This window comes from Kribbella sp. NPDC049174 (assembly GCF_043197365.1).
GTDB lineage: Bacteria > Actinomycetota > Actinomycetes > Propionibacteriales > Kribbellaceae > Kribbella.
In genome coordinates, this window is the sequence record NZ_JBICSZ010000008.1 from 140,084 (window position 1) to 159,638 (window position 19,555).

At 69.3% G+C, this 19,555-nt stretch carries 17 protein-coding genes and 1 pseudogene; 12 read left to right on the forward strand and 6 right to left on the reverse strand.

The window, feature by feature from the left end:
- The first annotated feature begins 27 nt into the window (after positions 1-27).
- Positions 28-1,197, forward strand: coding sequence for an acyl-CoA dehydrogenase family protein (locus tag ACGFIF_RS32715; protein ID WP_393159948.1), 1,170 nt, complete (start codon positions 28-30; stop codon positions 1,195-1,197).
- Here ACGFIF_RS32715 and ACGFIF_RS32720 read toward each other — a convergent pair.
- Positions 1,194-1,820 carry a TetR/AcrR family transcriptional regulator gene (locus ACGFIF_RS32720; protein WP_393159949.1) on the reverse strand — a complete coding sequence of 209 codons (627 nt, stop codon included), beginning with the start codon at positions 1,818-1,820 and terminating at the stop codon, positions 1,194-1,196. The two genes, ACGFIF_RS32715 and ACGFIF_RS32720, sit on opposite strands and share 4 nt — an antisense overlap.
- A gap of 57 nt (positions 1,821-1,877) precedes the next feature.
- Here ACGFIF_RS32720 and ACGFIF_RS32725 point away from each other — a divergent pair.
- From ACGFIF_RS32725 to ACGFIF_RS32760, 8 genes and pseudogenes are all read left to right on the forward strand, one after another.
- A pseudogene (locus tag ACGFIF_RS32725) lies at positions 1,878-4,214 on the forward strand (DNA polymerase III subunit gamma and tau); the annotation flags it as partial.
- Between the two features lie 1,258 nt (positions 4,215-5,472).
- The gene (locus ACGFIF_RS32730) at positions 5,473-5,904 is read left to right on the forward strand and encodes a DUF2461 family protein (RefSeq protein WP_393159950.1); all 432 of its coding nucleotides are present in this window, start codon (positions 5,473-5,475) and stop codon (positions 5,902-5,904) included.
- A 254-nt stretch (positions 5,905-6,158) separates the two neighbouring features.
- Positions 6,159-6,917 carry a YbaB/EbfC family nucleoid-associated protein gene (locus ACGFIF_RS32735; protein ID WP_393159951.1) on the forward strand — a complete coding sequence of 253 codons (759 nt, stop codon included), beginning with the start codon at positions 6,159-6,161 and terminating at the stop codon, positions 6,915-6,917.
- A 1-nt stretch (position 6,918) separates the two neighbouring features.
- Complete coding sequence (gene recR, locus ACGFIF_RS32740; RefSeq protein WP_393159952.1) at positions 6,919-7,518, forward strand: recombination mediator RecR; 600 nt, start codon at positions 6,919-6,921, stop codon at positions 7,516-7,518.
- Entirely contained in the window at positions 7,511-8,155 is a 645-nt protein-coding gene (locus tag ACGFIF_RS32745) for a DUF5063 domain-containing protein (protein ID WP_132214275.1), read from the forward strand. The genes recR and ACGFIF_RS32745 overlap by 8 nt, the downstream gene beginning before the upstream one ends.
- A 100-nt stretch (positions 8,156-8,255) precedes the next feature.
- Positions 8,256-8,774 carry a hypothetical protein gene (locus ACGFIF_RS32750; protein WP_393159953.1) on the forward strand — a complete coding sequence of 173 codons (519 nt, stop codon included), beginning with the start codon at positions 8,256-8,258 and terminating at the stop codon, positions 8,772-8,774.
- Positions 8,775-8,792: 18 nt separating this feature from the next.
- The gene (locus ACGFIF_RS32755; RefSeq protein ID WP_393159954.1) at positions 8,793-9,446 is read left to right on the forward strand and encodes a hypothetical protein; all 654 of its coding nucleotides are present in this window, start codon (positions 8,793-8,795) and stop codon (positions 9,444-9,446) included.
- Positions 9,447-9,468: 22 nt separating this feature from the next.
- Entirely contained in the window at positions 9,469-11,070 is a 1,602-nt protein-coding gene (locus tag ACGFIF_RS32760) for a protein kinase (RefSeq protein ID WP_393159955.1), read from the forward strand.
- On the opposite strand, the gene dinB is transcribed toward ACGFIF_RS32760, so the two are convergent.
- Positions 11,067-12,269: a DNA polymerase IV gene (gene dinB / locus ACGFIF_RS32765; protein ID WP_393159956.1), complete on the reverse strand. Its 1,203-nt coding sequence runs from the start codon at positions 12,267-12,269 to the stop codon at positions 11,067-11,069. The genes ACGFIF_RS32760 and dinB overlap by 4 nt on opposite strands.
- Positions 12,270-12,348: 79 nt before the next feature.
- On the opposite strand from dinB, the gene ACGFIF_RS32770 reads away from it, so the two are divergent.
- Positions 12,349-13,557, forward strand: a complete 1,209-nt coding sequence (locus ACGFIF_RS32770; RefSeq protein WP_393159957.1) for an MFS transporter — start codon at positions 12,349-12,351, stop codon at positions 13,555-13,557.
- On the opposite strand, the gene ACGFIF_RS32775 is transcribed toward ACGFIF_RS32770, so the two are convergent.
- The 3 genes from ACGFIF_RS32775 to ACGFIF_RS32785 all read right to left on the reverse strand — a co-directional run bounded on the left by ACGFIF_RS32775 (position 13,443) and on the right by ACGFIF_RS32785 (position 15,064).
- Complete coding sequence (locus tag ACGFIF_RS32775) at positions 13,443-14,066, reverse strand: dihydrofolate reductase family protein (protein ID WP_393159958.1); 624 nt, start codon at positions 14,064-14,066, stop codon at positions 13,443-13,445. The genes ACGFIF_RS32770 and ACGFIF_RS32775 overlap by 115 nt on opposite strands.
- Positions 14,067-14,122: 56 nt before the next feature.
- Positions 14,123-14,662: a dihydrofolate reductase family protein gene (locus tag ACGFIF_RS32780; RefSeq protein WP_393159959.1), complete on the reverse strand. Its 540-nt coding sequence runs from the start codon at positions 14,660-14,662 to the stop codon at positions 14,123-14,125.
- Positions 14,663-14,731: 69 nt separating this feature from the next.
- Positions 14,732-15,064, reverse strand: a complete 333-nt coding sequence (locus ACGFIF_RS32785) for an ArsR/SmtB family transcription factor (protein WP_393159960.1) — start codon at positions 15,062-15,064, stop codon at positions 14,732-14,734.
- A 240-nt stretch (positions 15,065-15,304) separates the two neighbouring features.
- Here ACGFIF_RS32785 and ACGFIF_RS32790 point away from each other — a divergent pair, with 240 nt between their 5' ends.
- Complete coding sequence (locus ACGFIF_RS32790) at positions 15,305-16,573, forward strand: aspartate kinase (RefSeq protein ID WP_393159961.1); 1,269 nt, start codon at positions 15,305-15,307, stop codon at positions 16,571-16,573.
- Positions 16,570-17,676 (forward strand): aspartate-semialdehyde dehydrogenase, encoded by a 1,107-nt coding sequence (locus ACGFIF_RS32795; protein WP_393159962.1) that lies wholly within the window; start codon positions 16,570-16,572, stop codon positions 17,674-17,676. The genes ACGFIF_RS32790 and ACGFIF_RS32795 overlap by 4 nt, the downstream gene beginning before the upstream one ends.
- Before the next feature lie 89 nt (positions 17,677-17,765).
- Here the strand turns inward: ACGFIF_RS32795 and ACGFIF_RS32800 are convergent, their stop codons facing one another.
- A complete protein-coding gene (locus tag ACGFIF_RS32800; RefSeq protein ID WP_393159963.1) occupies positions 17,766-18,755 on the reverse strand; it encodes a helix-turn-helix domain-containing protein in 990 nt (329 codons plus the stop codon).
- Positions 18,756-19,555 lie beyond the last annotated feature (800 nt).

Genomic DNA, 19,555 nt, shown 5'->3' on the forward strand with positions numbered 1-19,555 from the left:
CTCTGTCGACAAACAAGAGGAGGGCCGATGATCGACTTCGGGCTGTCGGAGGAGCAGCGGGCGATCCGGGACGTCGCCCGCCGGTTCGTGCGCGAGCAGCTGATGCCGCTGGAGACCGAGGTGCTCCGGCGCGAGCGGACCGGCGGCGCCGGGATCGAGCCCGCCGAGGTCGAGGAGCTGCGGCAGCGGGCCAAGGAGTTCGGCTTCTGGGGGCTCGGCACGCCGGACGAGTACGGCGGGATGGACCTGCCGGCCGTGGAGCAGGCGCTGATCACCGCGGAGCTCGGCCGGACCTTCATCCCGTTCAGCTTCGGCGGCGAGGCGGACAACATCCTGTACGAGGCCGACGAACGGCAGACCAAGGAGTACCTGCTGCCGACGATCGCCGGTCAGCGGAAATCGTGCTTCGCGATCACCGAGCCGGGGGCCGGGTCCGACACCCGGGCGATCCGCACCAGCGCCCGCCGCGACGGCGGCGAGTGGGTGATCCGCGGTGAGAAGACCTTCATCACCGGCGGCAACGAGGCCGACTTCGCCATCGTCATCGCGGTCACGGATGCGCTGCGCGGTCCCAAGGGCGGGTTCACCGCCTTCCTGGTCGACCGGGACCGCGGCTGGACGTCGAGCCCGATCGTCACGATGGGCCCGGCCGGACCGGCGACGTTGCTGTTCGACGACGTCCGGGTCCCCAACGACCACGTGCTCGGCGAGGTCGGGGCCGGGTACGAGCTGGCGATGCGCTGGATCATGAAGGGTCGCTACCTGATCCCGGCCCGCGGCCTGGGGGCGTGCGAACGGCTGCTGGAGATGGCCATCGAACACGCGAACACCCGGCACACCTTCGGCCACCCGATCGGCGAGAACCAGGCGATCCAGTGGATGATCGCCGACTCGGAGGTGGACCTGGAGGCCGCCCGCTGGCTGGTCCTGCGGTCCGCGTGGGGCATCGACCAGGGCGAGCCGCCGCAGCACGACTCGGCGATCGCCAAGCTGTACGGCACGAACGCCGTGAACCGGGTCGCGGACCGGGTGCTGCAGATCCACGGCGGTATGGGCTACACGAAGGAGCTGCCGATCGAGCGGTGGTTCCGCGAGGTGCGGTTGTGGCGGATCTTCGAAGGCACCGACGAGATGCAGCGGCTGATCATCGCCCGCGATCTACTCCGCGGCTACCGGAAACCGGGCGGGCACATCTAGATGCCGTAGATGCTCCGCAGCCAGATCGTAGTCAGGGTGTCGACGATCTCGCGGTCCGCGGTGGCCGACCTGCGGGACCTGGAGTGGTGGTAGAAGACCTCGTCGTTCATCGAGACCAGGGCCAGCGCCAGCGACTTGGCCGTCGGCGGCCCGGGCAGGGCGCGGCCGGCCGCGCGTTCGGTCTCGATCCGGTCCGCGACAGCGGTGATGAACTTCCGCGCCATGTCGCTCCAGAACTGCGTCATCGGCGGGCTGGTCTCCCGGGCCCGAGTCGCGGCCCGGAGGACGGGGCCGCTGCGGCGCCAGATCGCCACCGACCCGGCGGTTGCCTCCCGCAGCGCATCCGCCGCCGGTGAGGCGGGTGACTCGGTCCAGGCGCTCGCGGTGGCGTACAACTCGGCCACGATCTTCTCCGCCAGCACGTACAGCACAGCCTCGCGGGACTCGAAGTGGAAATAGAAGGCCGAGCGCGAGATCCCGGCGCCGGTGGTCAGGTCGTCGATGGTGATCTCGGTGATGTCCCGCTCGGACAGCAGTTTCGCGGCGGCTTCCAGGATCGCCTGGGAGGTCAGATCACCCTTGCTCGGCTTACGTCGCCGTACCCCCGGCGTCCCGTTCGACATGCGTCGATTATCCCCGACACCTCGTCGATTCCGCACCGGACCGGGTTTGGGGAGGAAATGTCGGGGGTCGGCGCTAGGGTTGCGGGCGTGGAAGCACCCCTTGCGTTGTACCGCCGGTATCGCCCGGAGACGTTCGCCGAGGTGATCGGGCAGGACCATGTCACGGCGCCGCTGCGGAACGCGTTGAGCAACAACCGGGTCAACCACGCCTATCTGTTCTCCGGCCCGCGCGGCTGCGGCAAGACCACCAGCGCCCGGATCCTGGCCCGTGCGATCAACTGCGAGAAGGGCCCGATCGCGGAGCCGTGCGGGGTGTGCAAGTCCTGCACCGACCTGGCCCGCGGCGGTCCCGGCAGTATCGACGTGATCGAGATCGACGCCGCCTCGCACGGTGGTGTCGACGACGCCCGGGACCTGCGCGAGCGAGCCTTCTTCGCGCCGGTCGAGAGCCGCTACAAGATCTACATCATCGACGAGGCGCACATGGTGACCACGCAGGGCTTCAACGCCTTGCTGAAGCTGGTCGAGGAGCCGCCGCCGCATCTGAAGTTCATCTTCGCCACCACCGAGCCGGACAAGGTGATCGGGACGATCCGGTCCCGGACCCACCACTACCCATTCCGCCTGGTCCCGCCGAAGGTGCTCGGCGACTACATGGCCATGTTGTGCGAGTCCGAGGGCGTCGCGATCGAGGCGGCCGCGCTGCCGCTGGTCGTGCGCGCCGGTGCCGGCTCGGTCCGTGACTCGCTGAGCGTGCTCGACCAGCTGATCGGTGGTGCCGGGCCGGACGGGGTCACGTATGAGCTGGCCGTCACGCTGCTCGGATTCACACCCGATTCGCTGCTCGACGCGTGTGTCGACGGGTTCGCCGCGCATGACAGCAAGGCCGTGTTCGAGACGATCGAGAAGGTGATCGAGACCGGTCAGGACCCGAAGCGGTTCGCCGAGGACCTGCTCCGGCGCCTCCGCGATCTGGTCGTGCTGTCTGCCGTACCGAACGCGATCATCTCCGGTCTGATCGAAGCCGCCGAGGACCAGGGCGAGCGTCTGCAGACCCAGGCCGCCGGGATCGGTGCCGCCGAGCTCACCCGGGCGGCGGACATCGTCGCGGCCGGTCTGCTGGAGATGCGCGGGGCTACTGCGCCGCGGCTCCAGCTGGAGCTCATCTGCGCCAAGGTGCTGCTGCCCGGGGCCGACGACTCGACCAACGGCATCCAGGCGCGGCTCGACCGGATGGAACGCCGGCTCGCCATCGGAGTCCCTGCCGGCTCGCCGGACGCGGGGCCGGTGGCTCAGCCGATCGAGAACGTGGGTGGCCCTAACGCAGCCACAAGCCGCGCTGCGGCTCGAGCTGTCGCAGCATCCGGTACGACGGCCACTGCTTCCGACGCCAGTGGTATGGCGCCTGCCGGTGGAGGCAGTGGAGCCGGTGCCGGTGCCGGTGCTGCCGGTGCCGGTGCCGCCGGTGGTGCATCCGGTCCTGATGGTTCGGGCGGCAGCTCTGCCGGGACGGTTGCTGATTCGTCAGCCAGGGGCGCCGGGGCTGGCAGTCGTGGTGGCGACACCTCAGCTGCCGATCCGGCGGGACGCTCCGGTGCCTGGGCAGATGAGTCGAATGCCCCAGTGACTTCGCAGCCGTCCGCTGCGCCGGCATCGGTACCCGCCACCCCGGCATCGACACCCGCCACCCCGGCATCGACACCCGCCACGCCGTCATCGCAGTCAGCCGGCGCGGCGGGTGCTCCGTCGGGTGGGTCCGTCGGGCTGGCCGACGTACGGCGGTTGTGGCCCGAGGTGCTCGAGGCGGTGAAGGCGAAGCGCCGGTTCGCCTGGATCATGCTGAGCCAGAACGCGCAGGTCATCGCGATCGACGACCAGACACTGACGCTTGGTCTGGTTAACGCGGGCGCCCGGGAAAGCTTCGCCCGATCCGGGAGCGATGAGATTCTCCGCCAGGCGATGATCGACACAATCGGTCTCAACCGCCGCGTCGAGGCAGTCGTCGACCCGTCGACTGACCCGGGTGCGGGCGGTGGCAGTCAGCACGCAGGCGGCCCGCGCTCCGGTGGACCCCACGGCGGTGCTCCCGGTGGTGGATCAGGCGGCGGTGCTGGTGGCGGCGCGGGTGCCGGAGGATCGGATAGCGGCAGTTGGGGCGCAGGCCCCGGCGGAGCGTCCGGTGGGCCAGGCGGAGGTCCCGCAGGCGCCGGTGCACCTGGCACGAGCCCGTCCGCAGCAGGCCCCGCTGGGTCTGGCGTGAGCGGACCTGGTGCCGGCGGTCCTGGCACGGGCGGACCTGGTGCTGGCGGACCTGGTGCTGGCGGACCTGGTGCTGGCGGTCCTGGCACGGGCGGGCCTGGTGCTGGCGGCACGGGTGGTGCTGGTGGACCTGGCAACGGCGGACCTGGTGCTGCCGGATCTAGTGCTGCCGGATCTGGTGCTGGTGGGTCAGGTGCAGGCGGACCTGGTGCCGGCGGACCTGGTACTGGTGGGGCAGGTGCAGGCGGACCCGGTGCTGGCAGTGCGGGTGCTAGTGGAGCCGGGGCTGACGGGCCGCAGGGTTCGTCGGGCAACGCGGCGGCGCGGGATGCTTCGCGTGGGTCCGCTGGTGATGGTCGGAGTGGATCCGGGCCAGGCGACGGTGCGAACGGGTTCGGCGGGCCGGGTGGCAGCTCGGGGAGTTCTGGGCAATGGTCCGATGGGCCGGGTGCGGCAATTGCCGTACAGGATCCGCCGGACTCGGAGTACGACGTACCACCGGAGCCTGACCCGTGGGACGAAGGTCCCACTTCGCGACCCGGGCCAGGTCCTGGCCCGTCAGCAGGCCAACCAACGTCAGCCGGACCGGCCACCGCAAGCGGCCGCGGGACGTCAGCCGGGCTGGGCAGGTCAGTTGGGTCTGGGACGGCGGAGGTAGACCGTCGGGAGCAGGCAGCCAGTAAGCGTCGTGCGGCAGAAGCAGCTGTCGCTGCGGAGCAGGCTCGCAAGGCCGCCGCGGCTCCTGCCGCCCCGGAAGTCCCGCTGACGCCTGAGGAAGAAGCGGACGCGATCGGCGATGACGACATGGTGCTGGAAGAAGACTCCCGCTCCCACACCGACCTCCTCCGCGAAACCCTCGGCGCCCAAATCATCACCGAAGAACCCAACTGACAACCGGACCCGCGACGGCGGTCGCCCGCCCGTCCTGAACCCCACGCCAGCACCTCCGCCACCGGCGACCACCACGCCGACGACCGCCATCCCCGGCGATCATCCGCGGCGACCACCGCCGCCGACCACGACCGACGACGATCATCCCCGGCCACCACGACCGCCGGCGACCACCGGCACCGCCGCCGACGACCAGCGCCGACGGCGCTCTTCCTCGGCGGCGACCATCCCCCCGGCGCCGACGACCATCCACGGCGACCACCGGCGACCAATCCCGCGACCGGCGGTGGGTTGTCGGTGGGGGTGGCAGATTGCTTGTATGGGTTTCCGAGGGTGGACTGATGCGGCGTTTGATGTGCTGGTGGATCTTGAGGGGGATCCGAGTCCTGCTCAGTTGGAGACGCATCGGGATGACCTGGAGCGGTATGTCCGCGGGCCGTTGCAGGAGCTTTGCGATGAGCTCAATGCGGATGGTGAATTCGGCAGGTTCTGGTTGGGTGGGATGTCTGACCGGCCGGCCGCGTGGCAGCGCCAGAACGCTACGGCTTGGATCGCGCGACGGGTGCGCATCTCGTTCACGTTCGATCTGGATGGGCTCGTGCTCGGGGGTGGTTCGGCGCATCCGGAGAGCGATCAGGTGCGGCGGTTCCGCGCCATGGTCGATGCCGAGGACAGCGGTGGCGAGCTCGCCGGGATCGTCGGCGCGCTGAGCCGCGACGGGTTCGAGCTCACCGGGCCGATCGCCGCTCGGATGCCGCGCGAGTACCCGGCCGGCCATCCACGCGCCGACCTCCTCAAGCGGCGGTCCGTGTACGCCGAGAAGCCGATCGACACCAACAACGTCGGCCTGATCGGCGAGGCGCTCCGGCCGCTCATCGAGCTGACCACCTGGTACACGGACTACGTCGTCACGACCGGCTGGGAGAAGCCGTAGCCCCACGTCGGCAAGCCGGGTCGCCCGGGCAGGGGGCGGTCGGTCGTCCACAGGGCTGTGGAGAGCGTGGGTGGACCGGGGCGGGCGGGGCTCCACAGGATTCACAGGGTGTGGATAAAGGTGTCCACAGGGTTGTGGAAAGGCTGGGGAGACCGGTCGGTTTCTGGTTGGGGGACGGCGGCGGGTGGGGTTGTCCGGGCGACCGGCTAGGGTTGAGGCTCGGTGACAGGTAGCGGCTCGACGAGGAGATCGCGGTGTTCGACGGTGGCGGTGCTGGCGGCTTCGATATGTCCGACCTGCTCGCGCAGGCGCAGGCGATGCAGAACCAGTTGATGGAGGCCCAGGCCAACCTGGAGAGCCAGGAGATCGAGGGCTCGGCAGGTGGTGGGCTGGTGACCGCGCTCGTGTCCGGGACCGGCGAGTTGCTGAGCCTGACGATCAAGCAGGAAGCCGTCGACCCGGACGACACCGAGACGCTCGCCGATCTGGTCGTCGCCGCCGTGCGTGACGCCTCCGAGAACGCCAAGGAGGCCGCGGCCCGCGCGATGGGCCCGCTGGCCGGTGGGATTCCGGGCTTCGGCTCCGAAGGACCTGGGTTCGGCGGCGGTTCGTCCGCGCCGGCCGGGTTCGCCCTGCCCGGTGCGACGGGAGCGCCCGGCGGAAGCCTCCCCGGTGGGAGTACGCCGAGCAGCGGTGAGACGACGGACGACGACAGCGGTCCCGGCACCGGCGCGAGCGGCTCCAGCGCAGGCGGTTCAGGCGCGGGTGGTTCGAGCGCGGGTGGTTCGAGCTCGGGCAACACCAGCCCGAGCGGTTCGAGCGCCGGCGGGACCGGTTCAGGCGCGGACGGCGCGAGCGCGAGTGGGACGAGCGGGAGCGGGACGAGCGCGGGCGGTTCCAGCGCAGGCAGCACCGGCGTGAGTGGTTCGGGCGCGAGCGGCACTGGCGGTCGTGGGGTCGGGTTCGTCAACCCGGGTAGCGGGGCCGGGTTGCCCGGTCAGAACCCGGGCTGACGTGTACGAGGGGGCCGTCCAGGACCTCATCGACGAGCTCGGCCGGTTGCCCGGCGTCGGTCCGAAGTCCGCACAGCGCATCGCGTTCCATCTGCTGTCCGCCGACGAGACCGACGTACGCCGGCTCGCCCATGTGCTCGTGCAGGTGAAGGAGCGGGTCAAGTTCTGCGAGATCTGCGGCAATGTCGCGGAGGAGGCGCAGTGCCGGATCTGCCGTGACCCGCGCCGCGACCTGAGCCTGATCTGTGTGGTCGAGGAGGCCAAGGACGTGGTCGCGATCGAGCGGACCCGGGAATTCCGCGGCCGGTACCACGTGCTCGGCGGGGCGATCTCGCCGATCGAGGGGATCGGTCCGGACGAGTTGCGGATCAAAGAACTCCTCCAGCGGCTGGCCGGCGGTGAGGTGACCGAGATCATTCTGGCCACCGACCCGAACCTGGAGGGTGAGGCGACCGCCACGTACCTGAGCCGGTTGCTCCGGCCCATGGGGTTGCGCGTCACCCGATTGGCTAGTGGACTTCCAGTAGGCGGTGACCTCGAGTATGCCGATGAGGTCACCCTCGGACGGGCGTTTGAAGGGCGACGATCGATCGATGACTGAACCGACAGATATTGCAGAACGCGCATTGGGCACGGACTCCGAGGATCTCGCCGAGTTCGCCGAGCAGATCGCCGACCAGGTGCAGAGCTTCCTGATCTCGGTGCGCGACATCGCGGCGCAGCCGGACGAGGACGGTGTCGACGAGGGACTCGCCTCGCTGCCGTACCTGCTGCTCGAGGTGAGCCAGTTGCTGCTCGCCGGCGGCCGGCTGGGTGCGTTCGAGGACTTCGTACCGGAGGAGCGGTTCGAGAGCGACGCGGGTCCCGACCCGGATCTGGACGCGATGCGGGACCGGCTGGCGGTGCTGTTCGAGGGCCTGGACGAGTACGCCGAGGTCTTCGACCCGTACGCCGCCCCGCCCGAGATCACCGTGAACCGGCTGTCCGACGACCTCACCGCGATCGCGACCGACCTCGTGCACGGCCTGGCGCACTACGAAGAGGGCCGGATCATCGAGGCGCTCTGGTGGTGGCAGTTCTCCTACGTGTCCACGTGGGGTGCCGCGGCGAGCGCAGTACTGCGAGCCATCCAGTCGCTGATCGCGCACGACCGGCTGGAGCCGGCCCACGACGCCGAGACCGAGGCCACCGACCGTGAGTTGGTCGAGGTCGCCGAAGAGGTCGTCCAGCGTCGCTGACCAGCGCCGTCGAGAGTTATCCACAGGCACTCGACTGACCGGCGCCGCCGAGGTTCCTCAGCCACTACGGTGAGAGCTCGGTTCCGGTCAGGAGGCTTGTATGCAAGAGCAAACGCACGTCGGCGCGTCCTTCACCACCACCAGGACGCGCCCGGCGGTCGTCGCGGTGATCACGACGTTGGTCGGCCTCGCCCTGGTGCCGCACGAGCTGTCCTACACCCGGGAAACTCTCACGATCAAGCTGGTCCTGCACGTCCTGTGCCTGGTCTGCCTGGTCACCGCCTTCCGCAGTTGGCGCGTCGTCCTCAGACGACCGGCCGAGCTGCGGTTGACGCCGGCGGCGCTGACTCTGCGGCGCGGTGATCGGGAGCTGAGCGTGCCGTGGAACGCGGTCGGGCAGATCCGTATCGACGGAGACACCAGCCGGCCGTGGGTGGTGGCGTGGCTCGATCCCCTGCAGAGTCCGGCCGACGTACCCGCGTCCCGTCGTAACGACGGCGCCTACAAGCTCTTCCCGGTCGCCCACGGGCGATCGGTGAAGCACCGCTGGAGGGAACTGAAGGACGTCCGCGCGGCGATCACCGGATACGGCCGTCGCTATCTCGACGCGACCTTCTAGTGCGGCTTGAATAGGTCGGTGTCTGTCTTCGAGGTGATTCAGCGGATGCCTGATCCGGCGACTGTCAGGAGGATCAGCCGGGCGTTGGCGGTGCTTGATCTGGTGCTGAACGACGACGGGGCTGCGAACTACTTCTCGTTCGACGCGCGGTGGTCGGAGACCGAAGAGGCCGCGTTGATGCGGGACGGGTCGGGGAACGAGTACTCGATCGTGTTCTCGGCCGACGGTGCGTTCGGGTACGGGTTCGACCACGAGTCGCCGATGTCGCCGTACGTGAATGACATGCGGCCCTGGCCGGGTCTGATCGACGGCGTGCCGGAGGTGTTCCAGAACGCGCGGGACGACAAGGCGTTCTGGGACCCGCTGGGCTCGCCCCGTGCGACGGTCGCCTTCTGGCGTACGACGGCCGACACGCAGTGGCGATGTGGTCCGGTCGAAGGTGTCGACAAGGACGGCGCCGACCAACTCTTCGAGGTGCTCGCGGACGGTCGCCCGGAGGCGTACCTGACCTTCGCCGAGGACTACTACGAGCTGGCCCTCGACCTCGAGCCGATACGGCACGTTTACGCGCTGATGCCACTGACCGAGTACGTCGTCACGTCGCTCAATCGTCAGCGCCGGCTGTCGGATCTGTCCGAAGGCATCGCCGAGATCGGTTACCCGCGGTCCTGAACCGCGTTAGCCTGACTCCCCGATGACAACGCACCCAGGGGATCCGGCGACGATCGGGTCGTTCGCGATCCAGGCCCGGCTCGGTCGTGGCGCGATGGGTGCGGTGTACCTGGCGCGGTCGCCCGGCGGTCGCCTGGTCGCGGTGAAGGTGGTCCGCGACGAACTGGCCGGTGACGACGGCTTCCGGGCCCGGTTCGCCCGCGAGATCGAGGCCGCGCGGAAGGTCAGTGGCGCGTTCACGGCCGCCGTCGTCGATGCCGATCCGGACGCCGAACCTCCGTGGCTGGTCACCGAGTACCTGTCCGGACCGACGCTGCAGAAGGCGATCGACACGTCGGGCCCGCTGATGCCTGGCGGTGTGCGTTCGCTCGCGGGCGGGCTCGCCGAGGCGCTCGGCGCGATCCACCGCAGCGGGCTGGTCCATCGCGATCTCAAACCGTCGAACATCGTCCTGACCGACAACGGTCCGCGGGTGATCGACTTCGGCATCGCTCGCGCCCTCGAGGAGGTTAACCTGACGGCGACCGGTGTGGTCATCGGTACGCCGGGCTACCTGTCACCCGAGCAGATCACGGGGACGACGATCGGCCCGCCGAGCGACATGTTCGCGCTGGGTGCGGTGCTGGTGTTCGCGGCGTCCGGCCGCGGTCCGTTCGCGACCGGCAATCCGGCCTCGTTGCTGCATCGGATCGTCCACGAGCAGCCCCAGATCCCGCCGCTGCCCGAACCGTTGCAGGAGCTCGTACGCCGTTGCCTGGCAAGAGATCCTGCCCATCGCCCGACCCCCGCCGAGCTGCTGGAACTCGTGGGCTCGCCGGCGAACACCGCGATCATCACTCCACCGCCCGCGACGATCATCGCCCCCACCAAACTCCTCCCCGAGCCGCCAACGCCTGCGCAGCACCACGCACCCGCACAGCACGAGCCGCCCACGCAGCACCCGACGCCCGCGCAGCACGAGCCGCCCACGCAGCACCCGACGCCCGTGCAGCACCCGACGCCCGTGCAGCACGACGCACCCGTGCAGCACCACGTGAACGCTCAGCACGAGGCACCCGCGCAGCATGAGGCGCTCGTGCAGCACCCGGCACTCATCCAGCACCTAGCGACCCCGCACCCCACCCCTCCGCAGCAGACCGGCGCCACCTTCACCACCACGAGGACAAGACCCGCGATCATCGCCGTGATCACCACGCTCCTCGCCGCCGTCTGCATGCCGCGCGAGACACCCACACCAGACCCGTCCGGCGTGGTGATCGGCAGTATCGCGACCGCGATCAGCCTGTACTTCGCAGTCCGCAACTGGCGCCTGCTCCTCAGACGCCGCGTTGTACTCCACCTGTCACCAGAAGGCCTGGCCATCACCAGGGGATACCACCAGGCAGCCATCCCGTGGTCCTCGGTGACCCGCATCCGCATCGTCGGCGACATTCGCAGACCTTGGCTGGTCGCCTGGCTCAATCACGACGCCACCCTGCCGACGCCGACCCGCCTCCATCACGGCGGCCGAAAGCTCTACCCCGTCGCCCACGAGCGTTCCGCCCGGCGCCGCACCCACCAACTCAACGAGCTCCAGGCCGCCCTGAACTGGTACGCCGGCCACCTCCACGACAACAACTATTAGTCCGGCAGCATCGGCACCGTCAGGCCCTGGTCGCGGCCGAGCAGGATCCCGCGGGTGATCGCGTTCGTGCCGAACTTGTCCTTCACCGAGTCCAGGGCCGAGTCGAGCTCGTCGTTCGACGCCTTGTCGAACGGCAAGGCCAACTGCAGTGCCGCCTCGTTCTCCAGGTTGCCGACCGAGATGCCGATCATGGTGATCCCCTGCGTCGCGATCATCGGCCGAGCCGCGGACAGCAACGCCCGCGCGGTGACCAGGATCGCCCGCGTCTGATCCGTTGCCTGGGGCAACGTATGCGACCTGGTCGCCCGGCTGAAGTCGTCGAACCGCAGCCGCAGCGTGACCGTCCGCCCGGCCCGCCCCGCCGTCCGCATCCGCCGGGTCACCCGATCGACCAGCCCGGCCAGTACGGCGTCGAGCCGCTCAGGCGACTTGGGCGACCGTCCCAGCGCCCGCTGCGATCCGATCGACCGCCGCCGTCGGCCCACCTCGATCGGCCGGGGGTCCCGGTTGTGCGCCAGCGCATGCAGATGCCGGCCGGACGCTCGCCCGAGCATCGCCACCAGCGCCGCCTCCGGCAGGATCGCGACATCGCCGACCTTGGTCAGCCCGCGGTTGCGCAACTTCTCCGCGGTCACCTCGCCCACGCCCCAGAGTCGCTCGACATCCAACGGATGAAGAAACTCCAACTCCTTGTCCGGCGCCACCTCGAGCAGACCGTTCGGCTTCGCCACCCCGCTGGCCACCTTCGCCAGGAACTTCGTCCGCGCCACCCCGACCGTGATCGGCAACCCGACCTGCGACATCACATCGGCCCGCAACCGCCGAGCGATCTCCAGCGGCGTCCCGGAGATCTTCCGCAGTCCGCCGACGTCGAGGAACGCCTCGTCGATCGACAGTCCCTCGACCAACGGCGTGGTGTTCTCGAAGACCTGGAACACCGCTTTGCTGGCTTCGGAGTACGCCGACATCCGGGGCTCGACGATGATCGCGCCGGGACAGCGGCGGAGCGCCTGTCCACCGTTCATCGCGGTCCGGACGCCGTACGCCTTGGCCTCGTAACTGCAGGCGAGGACCACGCCGCCGCCGACGATCACCGGCCGGCCGCGCAGGCGTGGGTCGTCCCGCTGCTCGACCGACGCGTAGAAGGCGTCCAGGTCGGCATGCAGGATGGTGGCCGCACGCTGATCCGACACGAACATATGTTCGCATACCCGACACCCATCCAGATAGGGAGAAATCCTGAGGTGCTCGCCGGTATGTCAGGACAGAATGCACTCCATGGACCTGACGTCGTACCGCGATCTCTGGAAGACCCACGGTGTGATGGCGCTGCTGGCGTCGGCCCTGATCGCGCGGATGCCGGTGATGGCGACGATGGTGCCGCTGGCGTTCCTGGCCAAGGATGCCGCCGGCAACTTCGGCTGGGCCGGCGTCGTGGCCGGTGCCTACTCCGTCGGTACGGCGATCGCCAGCGTGGTGTGGTCGCGCCGGGCGGACCGGAAGGGCGCGCGCTGGGTCCTGATCGGGACCGGGATGGCGTGGGGTGTCCTGATGGCCGTCGTCGCGCTGCTGCCGGACAGCTGGTACCGGGTGCTGCCGATCGCGGCGGCGCTGGCCGGGATGTTCGTGGCGCCGGTGACCTCGGCCTTGCGGGCCAGTTGGCCTCGGCTCGTGCAGGGTGCGCGGCTGCGCGCGATCTATGCGCTGGACGCGACCGCTCAGGAGCTCCTGTTCGTCGTCGGCCCGATGCTCGGTGCCGTGATCGTCAGCTTCGCCAGTCCGCGAGCCGGTCTGCTGGCGTGTGCGGTGACGGCGGCCGCGGCCATCTGGTGGTTCGGTCTCAAGCAGCAGCCGTGCACGCCGCACGAGGAAACCGACGAGCCCCGGCCGACCGCGCGGGAGTTGGTGTTCCACAAGCACCGGTTAGGGCTGCTGATCGCCTTCGCCTGCATGGTCACGGGTTTCGCGTCGATGTCGCTCGGCATCGTCGCGTTCGCCGACGAGCACGGCAACCGGCTGATCGCCGGCGTACTCGAGACGGTGGCCGCGCTCGGCAGCTTGCTCGGCGGTCTCGTCGGCGGCGCACTGCCTGGCCGGCGCGACTCGTACGTCTGGCGGCGGATGCTGGCGATGGCGGTGCTCGTCACCGGCTGCGTGTTCGCCACCTCGTCGGTGGTCGCGCTGGCGGTGATGCTGTTCGCGGCCGGCTGCCTGATCGCGCCGACGATCGGCGCGATCTACGAGCGGCTGGGCGTGATGACGCCGGCCTCGGCCCGGACCGAGATCTTCGGCTGGATGCTCAGCGGCGGGATGATCGGCTCCGCCGTCGGGTCCGCGGTGGCCGGCGCGGTGGTCGAGGCGTTCGGTGTCCGCTACGCGTGGGTCCTGATGGCCGTTCTCGCGGTGCTGGCGACGCTGGCCGTGCTCCACGTCCCGCCCCACCGGCCGGCCGATGCCGACGTGGAAGAGGTCGCGGTCGCCGCGTAGTCCACCCGGTAGCTCGCCTCCAGTACGCCGGAACCGCCCGCGCACATCGAGATCAGCCGCAGCGCCCGCGGATCCGCGAACAGGGGAGAGCCGAAGCCGGCCTGGACCGGATGGATGAGCAGCGACATCTCATCGATCAGCCGCCACCGAAGCAGCGACCGGACCAGTTTCACGCTGCCGACGACATGGATGTCGGCACCCGGCACGTGCTTCAACGCCCGCAACACCCGGTGCGGATCCCCTTGCAGCACCTCGGTGTGCGGTCGTGCGATCACCGGCCTGGACGCGACCACCAGCTTGCGAGCCCGATCCAGCGGTACGACGGCCTGGTGGTAGCGGGCCACGGGGGCGGCGTACTCCTCGAACGTGCTCCGTCCGAGCAGCACCGTCTCCGCGCCGGTCACCAACCGGTCGAGCACATCGGCCAGACCGGTTTCGGGCAGCCAGTACTCCGGCCGGTCCACGATCCCGTCTTCCGACATGCACAGCCTGGCGACGATGTTCCGCATTCACTGCTCCTCTGGGTCTCCTTACCAACCCAGATGCAGTCCAGGGCCCGAATGTTTCAGGCCGGGCCGTACACGGTGTGCAACACGCCGGTGGGGAACGTCGTACTGGACAGGAGCTCCAGCGGGACGTGCTCGCCACCGTCGAAGAGGCGGGCGCCGGAGCCGAGGGCGATCGGGTGGATCAGGAGGTGCAGCTCGTCGACCAGCTTCGCCTGCAGCAGGGCGCGGGTCAGCGTGAGGCTGCCGCTGATGCTGATGTCCTTGCCGGTGCCTTCCTTGAGCTTCGGCAGCGTTTCGGTCGGGTCGCCCGGCAGGAGGGTCGAGTTCTGCCACTCGTCGACGCTGTCCAGCGTGTTCGAGACGACCAGCTTGGGGATGCCGTTCATGAAGTCCGCACCCTCGGCCTCCGGGTTGCTGGGCCAGAAGCCGGCGAACTCCTGCCAGCTCTTCCGGCCCAGCAGCATCGTGTCCGAGCGCGTCCAGATCGCGTCGATGGCCGCGCCCATCGCGTCGTCGAAGTACGGGAAGTGCCAGGTCGCGGGTGCCTCGGCGACCCCGTCGAGCGAGATGAACAGGCCGGCGATGATCTTCTTCATGGTGGTGACTCCTCGGTCTCAGCGGTTGCTCTCACCGACGCGTCGACCCGCACCGGCCCGGATCGACACTCAGTCCGAAGAAACTTTCCGGCGGCCGCGGCGGATCTCGGTCTCGAGGGCGTCGAGCCGATTGGTCCAGAACTTGCGGTACCGGTCCAGCCAGCTGTCGATCTCCCGCAGTGGTCCGGGGTCGACGGCGTACAGCCGCCGGGTGCCGTCGACGGTGACGGTGGCGAAGCCGTTGTCGCGCAGCACCTTGAGGTGCTGGGAGACGGCCGGCTGGCTGATGCCGAACTCGCTGCCGATCGCCGCGGCGATACTGCCGGCCGGCAGCTCGCCGTCGGCCAGCAGTTCCAGGATCCGGCGCCGGACCGGATCGCCGAGGATGTCGAACGCGTGCACGGATCGAAGTATTTCAGTGATGACTTATATGAACAAGAGGCCGCACCGGTCGGACGGTTTCCGGCCGGTCCGCACCGTCGCCGCGAACCTTCCGGGGTGGCACGGATCGGCCGGACAGCCGGACCGGCTGCTGGTCAGCGGGTAGGCAACGAACAAGTCACGGCTAGAATGAGGCCCGAGACTACGCCTGGTGCAACGCCGCACGGCGTACCGCAACCAGTGGTTTGAGGAGACACACCTGTGGGACGCGTCGTGCACAAGTACGGCGGTTCTTCGGTCGCTGACGCCGATTGCATCAAGCGCGTGGCCCAACGGATCGTCGCGACGAAGAAGGCCGGGAACGACGTGGTGGTGGTCATTTCCGCCATGGGTGACACCACCGACGAGCTGATGGACCTGGCCCAGCAGGTCTCCCCGTTGCCGCCACCTCGCGAGCTGGACATGCTGCTCACCTCGGGTGAGCGGATCTCGGCCGCACTGCTGGCGATGGCGATCGCGAACCTGGGCTACGAGGCCCGCTCGTTCACCGGCTCGCAGGCCGGTGTCATCACCACCTCCGCGCACGGCAACGCGCGGATCATCGACATCACGCCGGGCCGGATCGAGGAGGCGCTCGGCGAGGGTCACGTCGCGATCGTGGCCGGGTTCCAGGGCGTCGCCCAGGACACCAAGGACATCACCACGATGGGCCGCGGCGCCTCCGACACCACCGCGGTCGCGCTGGCCGCCGCGCTGGAGGCGGACTACTGCGAGATCTACACCGACGTGGACGGCATCTTCACCGCGGACCCGCGGATCGTGCCGGCCGCGAAGCACATCCCGAAGATCTCCTACGAGGAGATGCTCGAGATGGCCGCCTGCGGCGCCAAGGTGCTGCACCTGCGCTGCGTCGAGTACGCGCGGCGCTACAACGTCCCCGTCCATGTGCGCTCCTCCTTCTCGCAGAAGGAAGGCACCTGGGTCGTCGATGCGAAGGAGCTGAATCAGATGGAACAGGCGATCATCTCCGGCGTGGTCCAGGACCGCAACGAGGCCAAGATCACCGTCGTCGGCGTACCGGACAAGCCCGGTGAGGCGGCCCGGATCTTCGAGACGGTCGCGGGCGCCGAGACCAACATCGACATGATCGTGCAGAACGTGTCGGCGGTCGCCACCAACCGCACCGACATCTCCTTCACGCTGCCCCGCGTCGACGGCGCTCGGGCGATGTCCGCCCTGGCCCGGACCAAGGACGAGGTCGGCTACGAACAGTTGCTGTACGACGACCAGATCGGCAAGGTCTCGGTCGTCGGCGTCGGAATGCGCTCCCACCCGGGCGTATCGGCGAAATTCTTCTCCGCGCTCGCCGACGCCGGCGTGAACATCGAAATGATCTCCACCTCGGAGATCCGGATCTCGGTGGTCGTGGACGAGAACCTGGTGGACGCCGCCGTGACCGCGGCGCACACCGCATTCGACCTGGACGACGAGCACACCCAGGCTGTCGTGTACGGAGGAACTGGACGGTGACCCCTGTGAGCGCTTTGGACAACGAGACCGAGGACCGGACGGGCCTGCCCTCGCTGGCGGTGGTCGGTGCGACCGGCGCCGTCGGGACGGTGATGCTGGCCCTGCTCTCGACCCGGGAGAACGTCTGGGGAGAGATCCGGCTGATCGCGTCCGAGCGCTCCGCGGGCAAGAAACTCAAGGTCCGCGGCGAGGAGGTCGAGGTCGTCGCGATCAGCGAGGACGCCTTCGACGGCATCGACGTGGCGATGTTCGACGTACCGGACGCGGTGTCGGCACAGTGGGCGCCGATCGCGGCCGCCCGGGGTGCCGTCGTGGTGGACAACTCCGGCGCCTTCCGGATGGACCCGGACGTCCCGCTGGTGGTGCCCGAGGTGAACGCCGAGGCGGCCCGGAACCGGCCGAAGGGCATCATCTCCAACCCGAACTGCACGACGCTGTCGATGATCGTGGCGATGGGCGCGCTGCACCACCGGTACGAGCTGGAGCAGCTGGTGGTCGCGTCGTACCAGGCCGCCTCCGGGGCCGGCCAGGACGGGATCGACGCGCTCTACGACCAGCTGATGAAGGTGGCCGGCAATCGCGATCTCGGCACCACGCCGGGCGACGTACGCCGAGTGATCGGCAACGACCTCGGACCGTTCCCGGCGCCGCTGGCGATGAACGTCGTCCCGTGGGCCGGCTCGCTCAAGGAGGACGGCTGGTCCTCGGAGGAGCTGAAGGTCCGCAACGAGTCGCGCAAGATCCTCGGTCTGCCCGACCTGAAGGTGTCCGCGACCTGTGTCCGGGTGCCGGTGATCACCACGCACTCGTTGTCGGTGCACGCCCGGTTCGCCCAGGAGGTCGACGCCGACGGGGCCCGGGAGGTACTGCGGGACGCGCCCGGCGTACTGCTGTTCGACAACCCGGCCGAGGGTGAGTTCCCGACCCCGGCCGACGTGGTCGGCACCGACCCGACCTGGGTCGGCCGGCTGCGCAAGTCGCTGGACGACCCGAACGCACTCGAGCTGTTCGTCTGCGGCGACAACCTGCGCAAGGGTGCCGCCCTCAACACCGCTCAGATCGCCGAGGTCGTGGCGAAGGAGTTCACTGCCGCCGCATCCTGAAAGCCGTTGTAACAAAGGGCTCCCGGCACTGCCGGGAGCCCTTCTCATTCCCCGCTCCGGAGGCGAGGTTCTTTTGTTGTCTTTGGCAACTAGAGCCAGTTCTCCCGGGCCGCGTGCAGGGCCAGCTGGAAGCGGGTGCTGGCGCCGGTCCGGTTCATCAGGCGTTCGAGGTACCGGAAGAAGGTACGGCGGCTGATACCGAGCGTGCGCGCGATGGTGTCGTCCGCGGCGCCCGTCGCGAGCAGGGCCAGCAGCCGGCGCTCGATCGGCTCCAGCCGGTCGTCCTCGGCGCCGACCGAGGCGTGCAGCGGCAGCGCGTTGCGCCAGCACAGCTCGAACATGCCGATCAGCGCGGTCAGCAGGCTGCTCGGCCGGATGATCAGCAGCGAGCGGTTCACATCGGTGTCGCGCACCGACATCGACACGAACGCGATCGACCCGTCGATGATGGTCAGCTTCGCCGGTACGTCGGGCAGCACCCGGGCCTGCTCACCGGCCTCCACACAGGGCAGGATGTTCTCGGTCAGGTAGCCCGGCACCTCGACCGACTCCGGCGAGTACACGACCCGGTAGGAGACGCCGCGCCTGAGGTGCTCGATCTCCTCCTGGTTCGGGCCGCCGATGTAGTACGGCGGGGAGTCGATGGCGAGGATCTCCCGCTGCGCACCGCCCTTGATCTGCCGGATCCGCTCGACGATCGCGTTCCCGGTGACGACCTCGATCAGGTGCGTGGTCGACTCGTTGTGCACGGTCCGGCGGAACTCGTCGTACGCGTTCAGGACCTCGATCCGGGCCTGTTTCAGCTCGGACTCGCGGCGCAGCGTCATCGCCTCCAGGCCGGCGTCCGGAGGGACCGGCAGGTACCGGGAGTGGTCCGAGCCGGACCGCCGGGCCAGGCCCGCCTGCACCAGCCCGCCGAGGGTCGTGTCGATCCCGGCGGCGCGGTCGGGGACCGCCTCGTCCAGTTCGGTGATCGACGACGGACCGGTCCGCAGCAGGTGCTGGTAGACCTTGATCTCGTCGTCACTGAGCCCGAGTACGCGTAGGTGGTCGGCACGCTCCGTGTCGGTTGTGCTCACAACCCTCCCCTCCCTTCCGAGCGCGGTCACTGTCCGCTACCGCCACTCCAGAGTAGAGCGGGCGTTCCAGCGCAGTATGCACTGTCCGTGTCGTCGTGAATGCGCCTAGCGATATTTGTTGTCCTGTCAGCATTCTTGTGCCGTGTCACCATCTGGCCACCATTTCCGCGCAGTTGTGAGCGAGAATTGAGGTCCAGCAGCCCGGCGACGGACCACCTGAGCGCCGCCGGGCTGCTGTTCCAATTCTGGCCCGAGTTCGCTGCTACGTCAGCGGAGCCCGTTTCGGTTGGGTCTCGATCCCGGCGCATCGGTGCCCTCGCACTCCCGTGCCATCACCGGCTGTGCTGGAGGGTGTACAAACTGTGCATCTCCATCGTGAGGCCGATGAGGAGGAGAGTCCGATGCGACCGGTTCCGCACCACACCGCCGCTCGCTTCGGTGCTGCCGTCCCCAGTGCTCCGACCTGGCATCTGCCGCCGGAGCGACTGCCTTCCCTCAGTGGCCTTGGCGCGATGACCGCCGCCCTGGTCATCGTGCCGGCCGATCCGGTGCGCGCCCGGTCCGCTTCCGCCCATGGCGGACGGGTCCCCGGATCGTCGGTGATGGCCGTGTCTTCCCGGACGCGGCCTGGGCCCCGGGAGGTGCTGAGCGGAGCTCCGTGGATGGTGAGGCTGTCCATGGGGTGCGGGGACGACACGTCCCCCGCCCGGCTCGCCCCGGCCAGGAAGCACCCCCTGGGGCCCCACCGGTAACACCAGTCGCCTGCGCCCATCGACTTCACAGTCGCGGTGGGACATGTC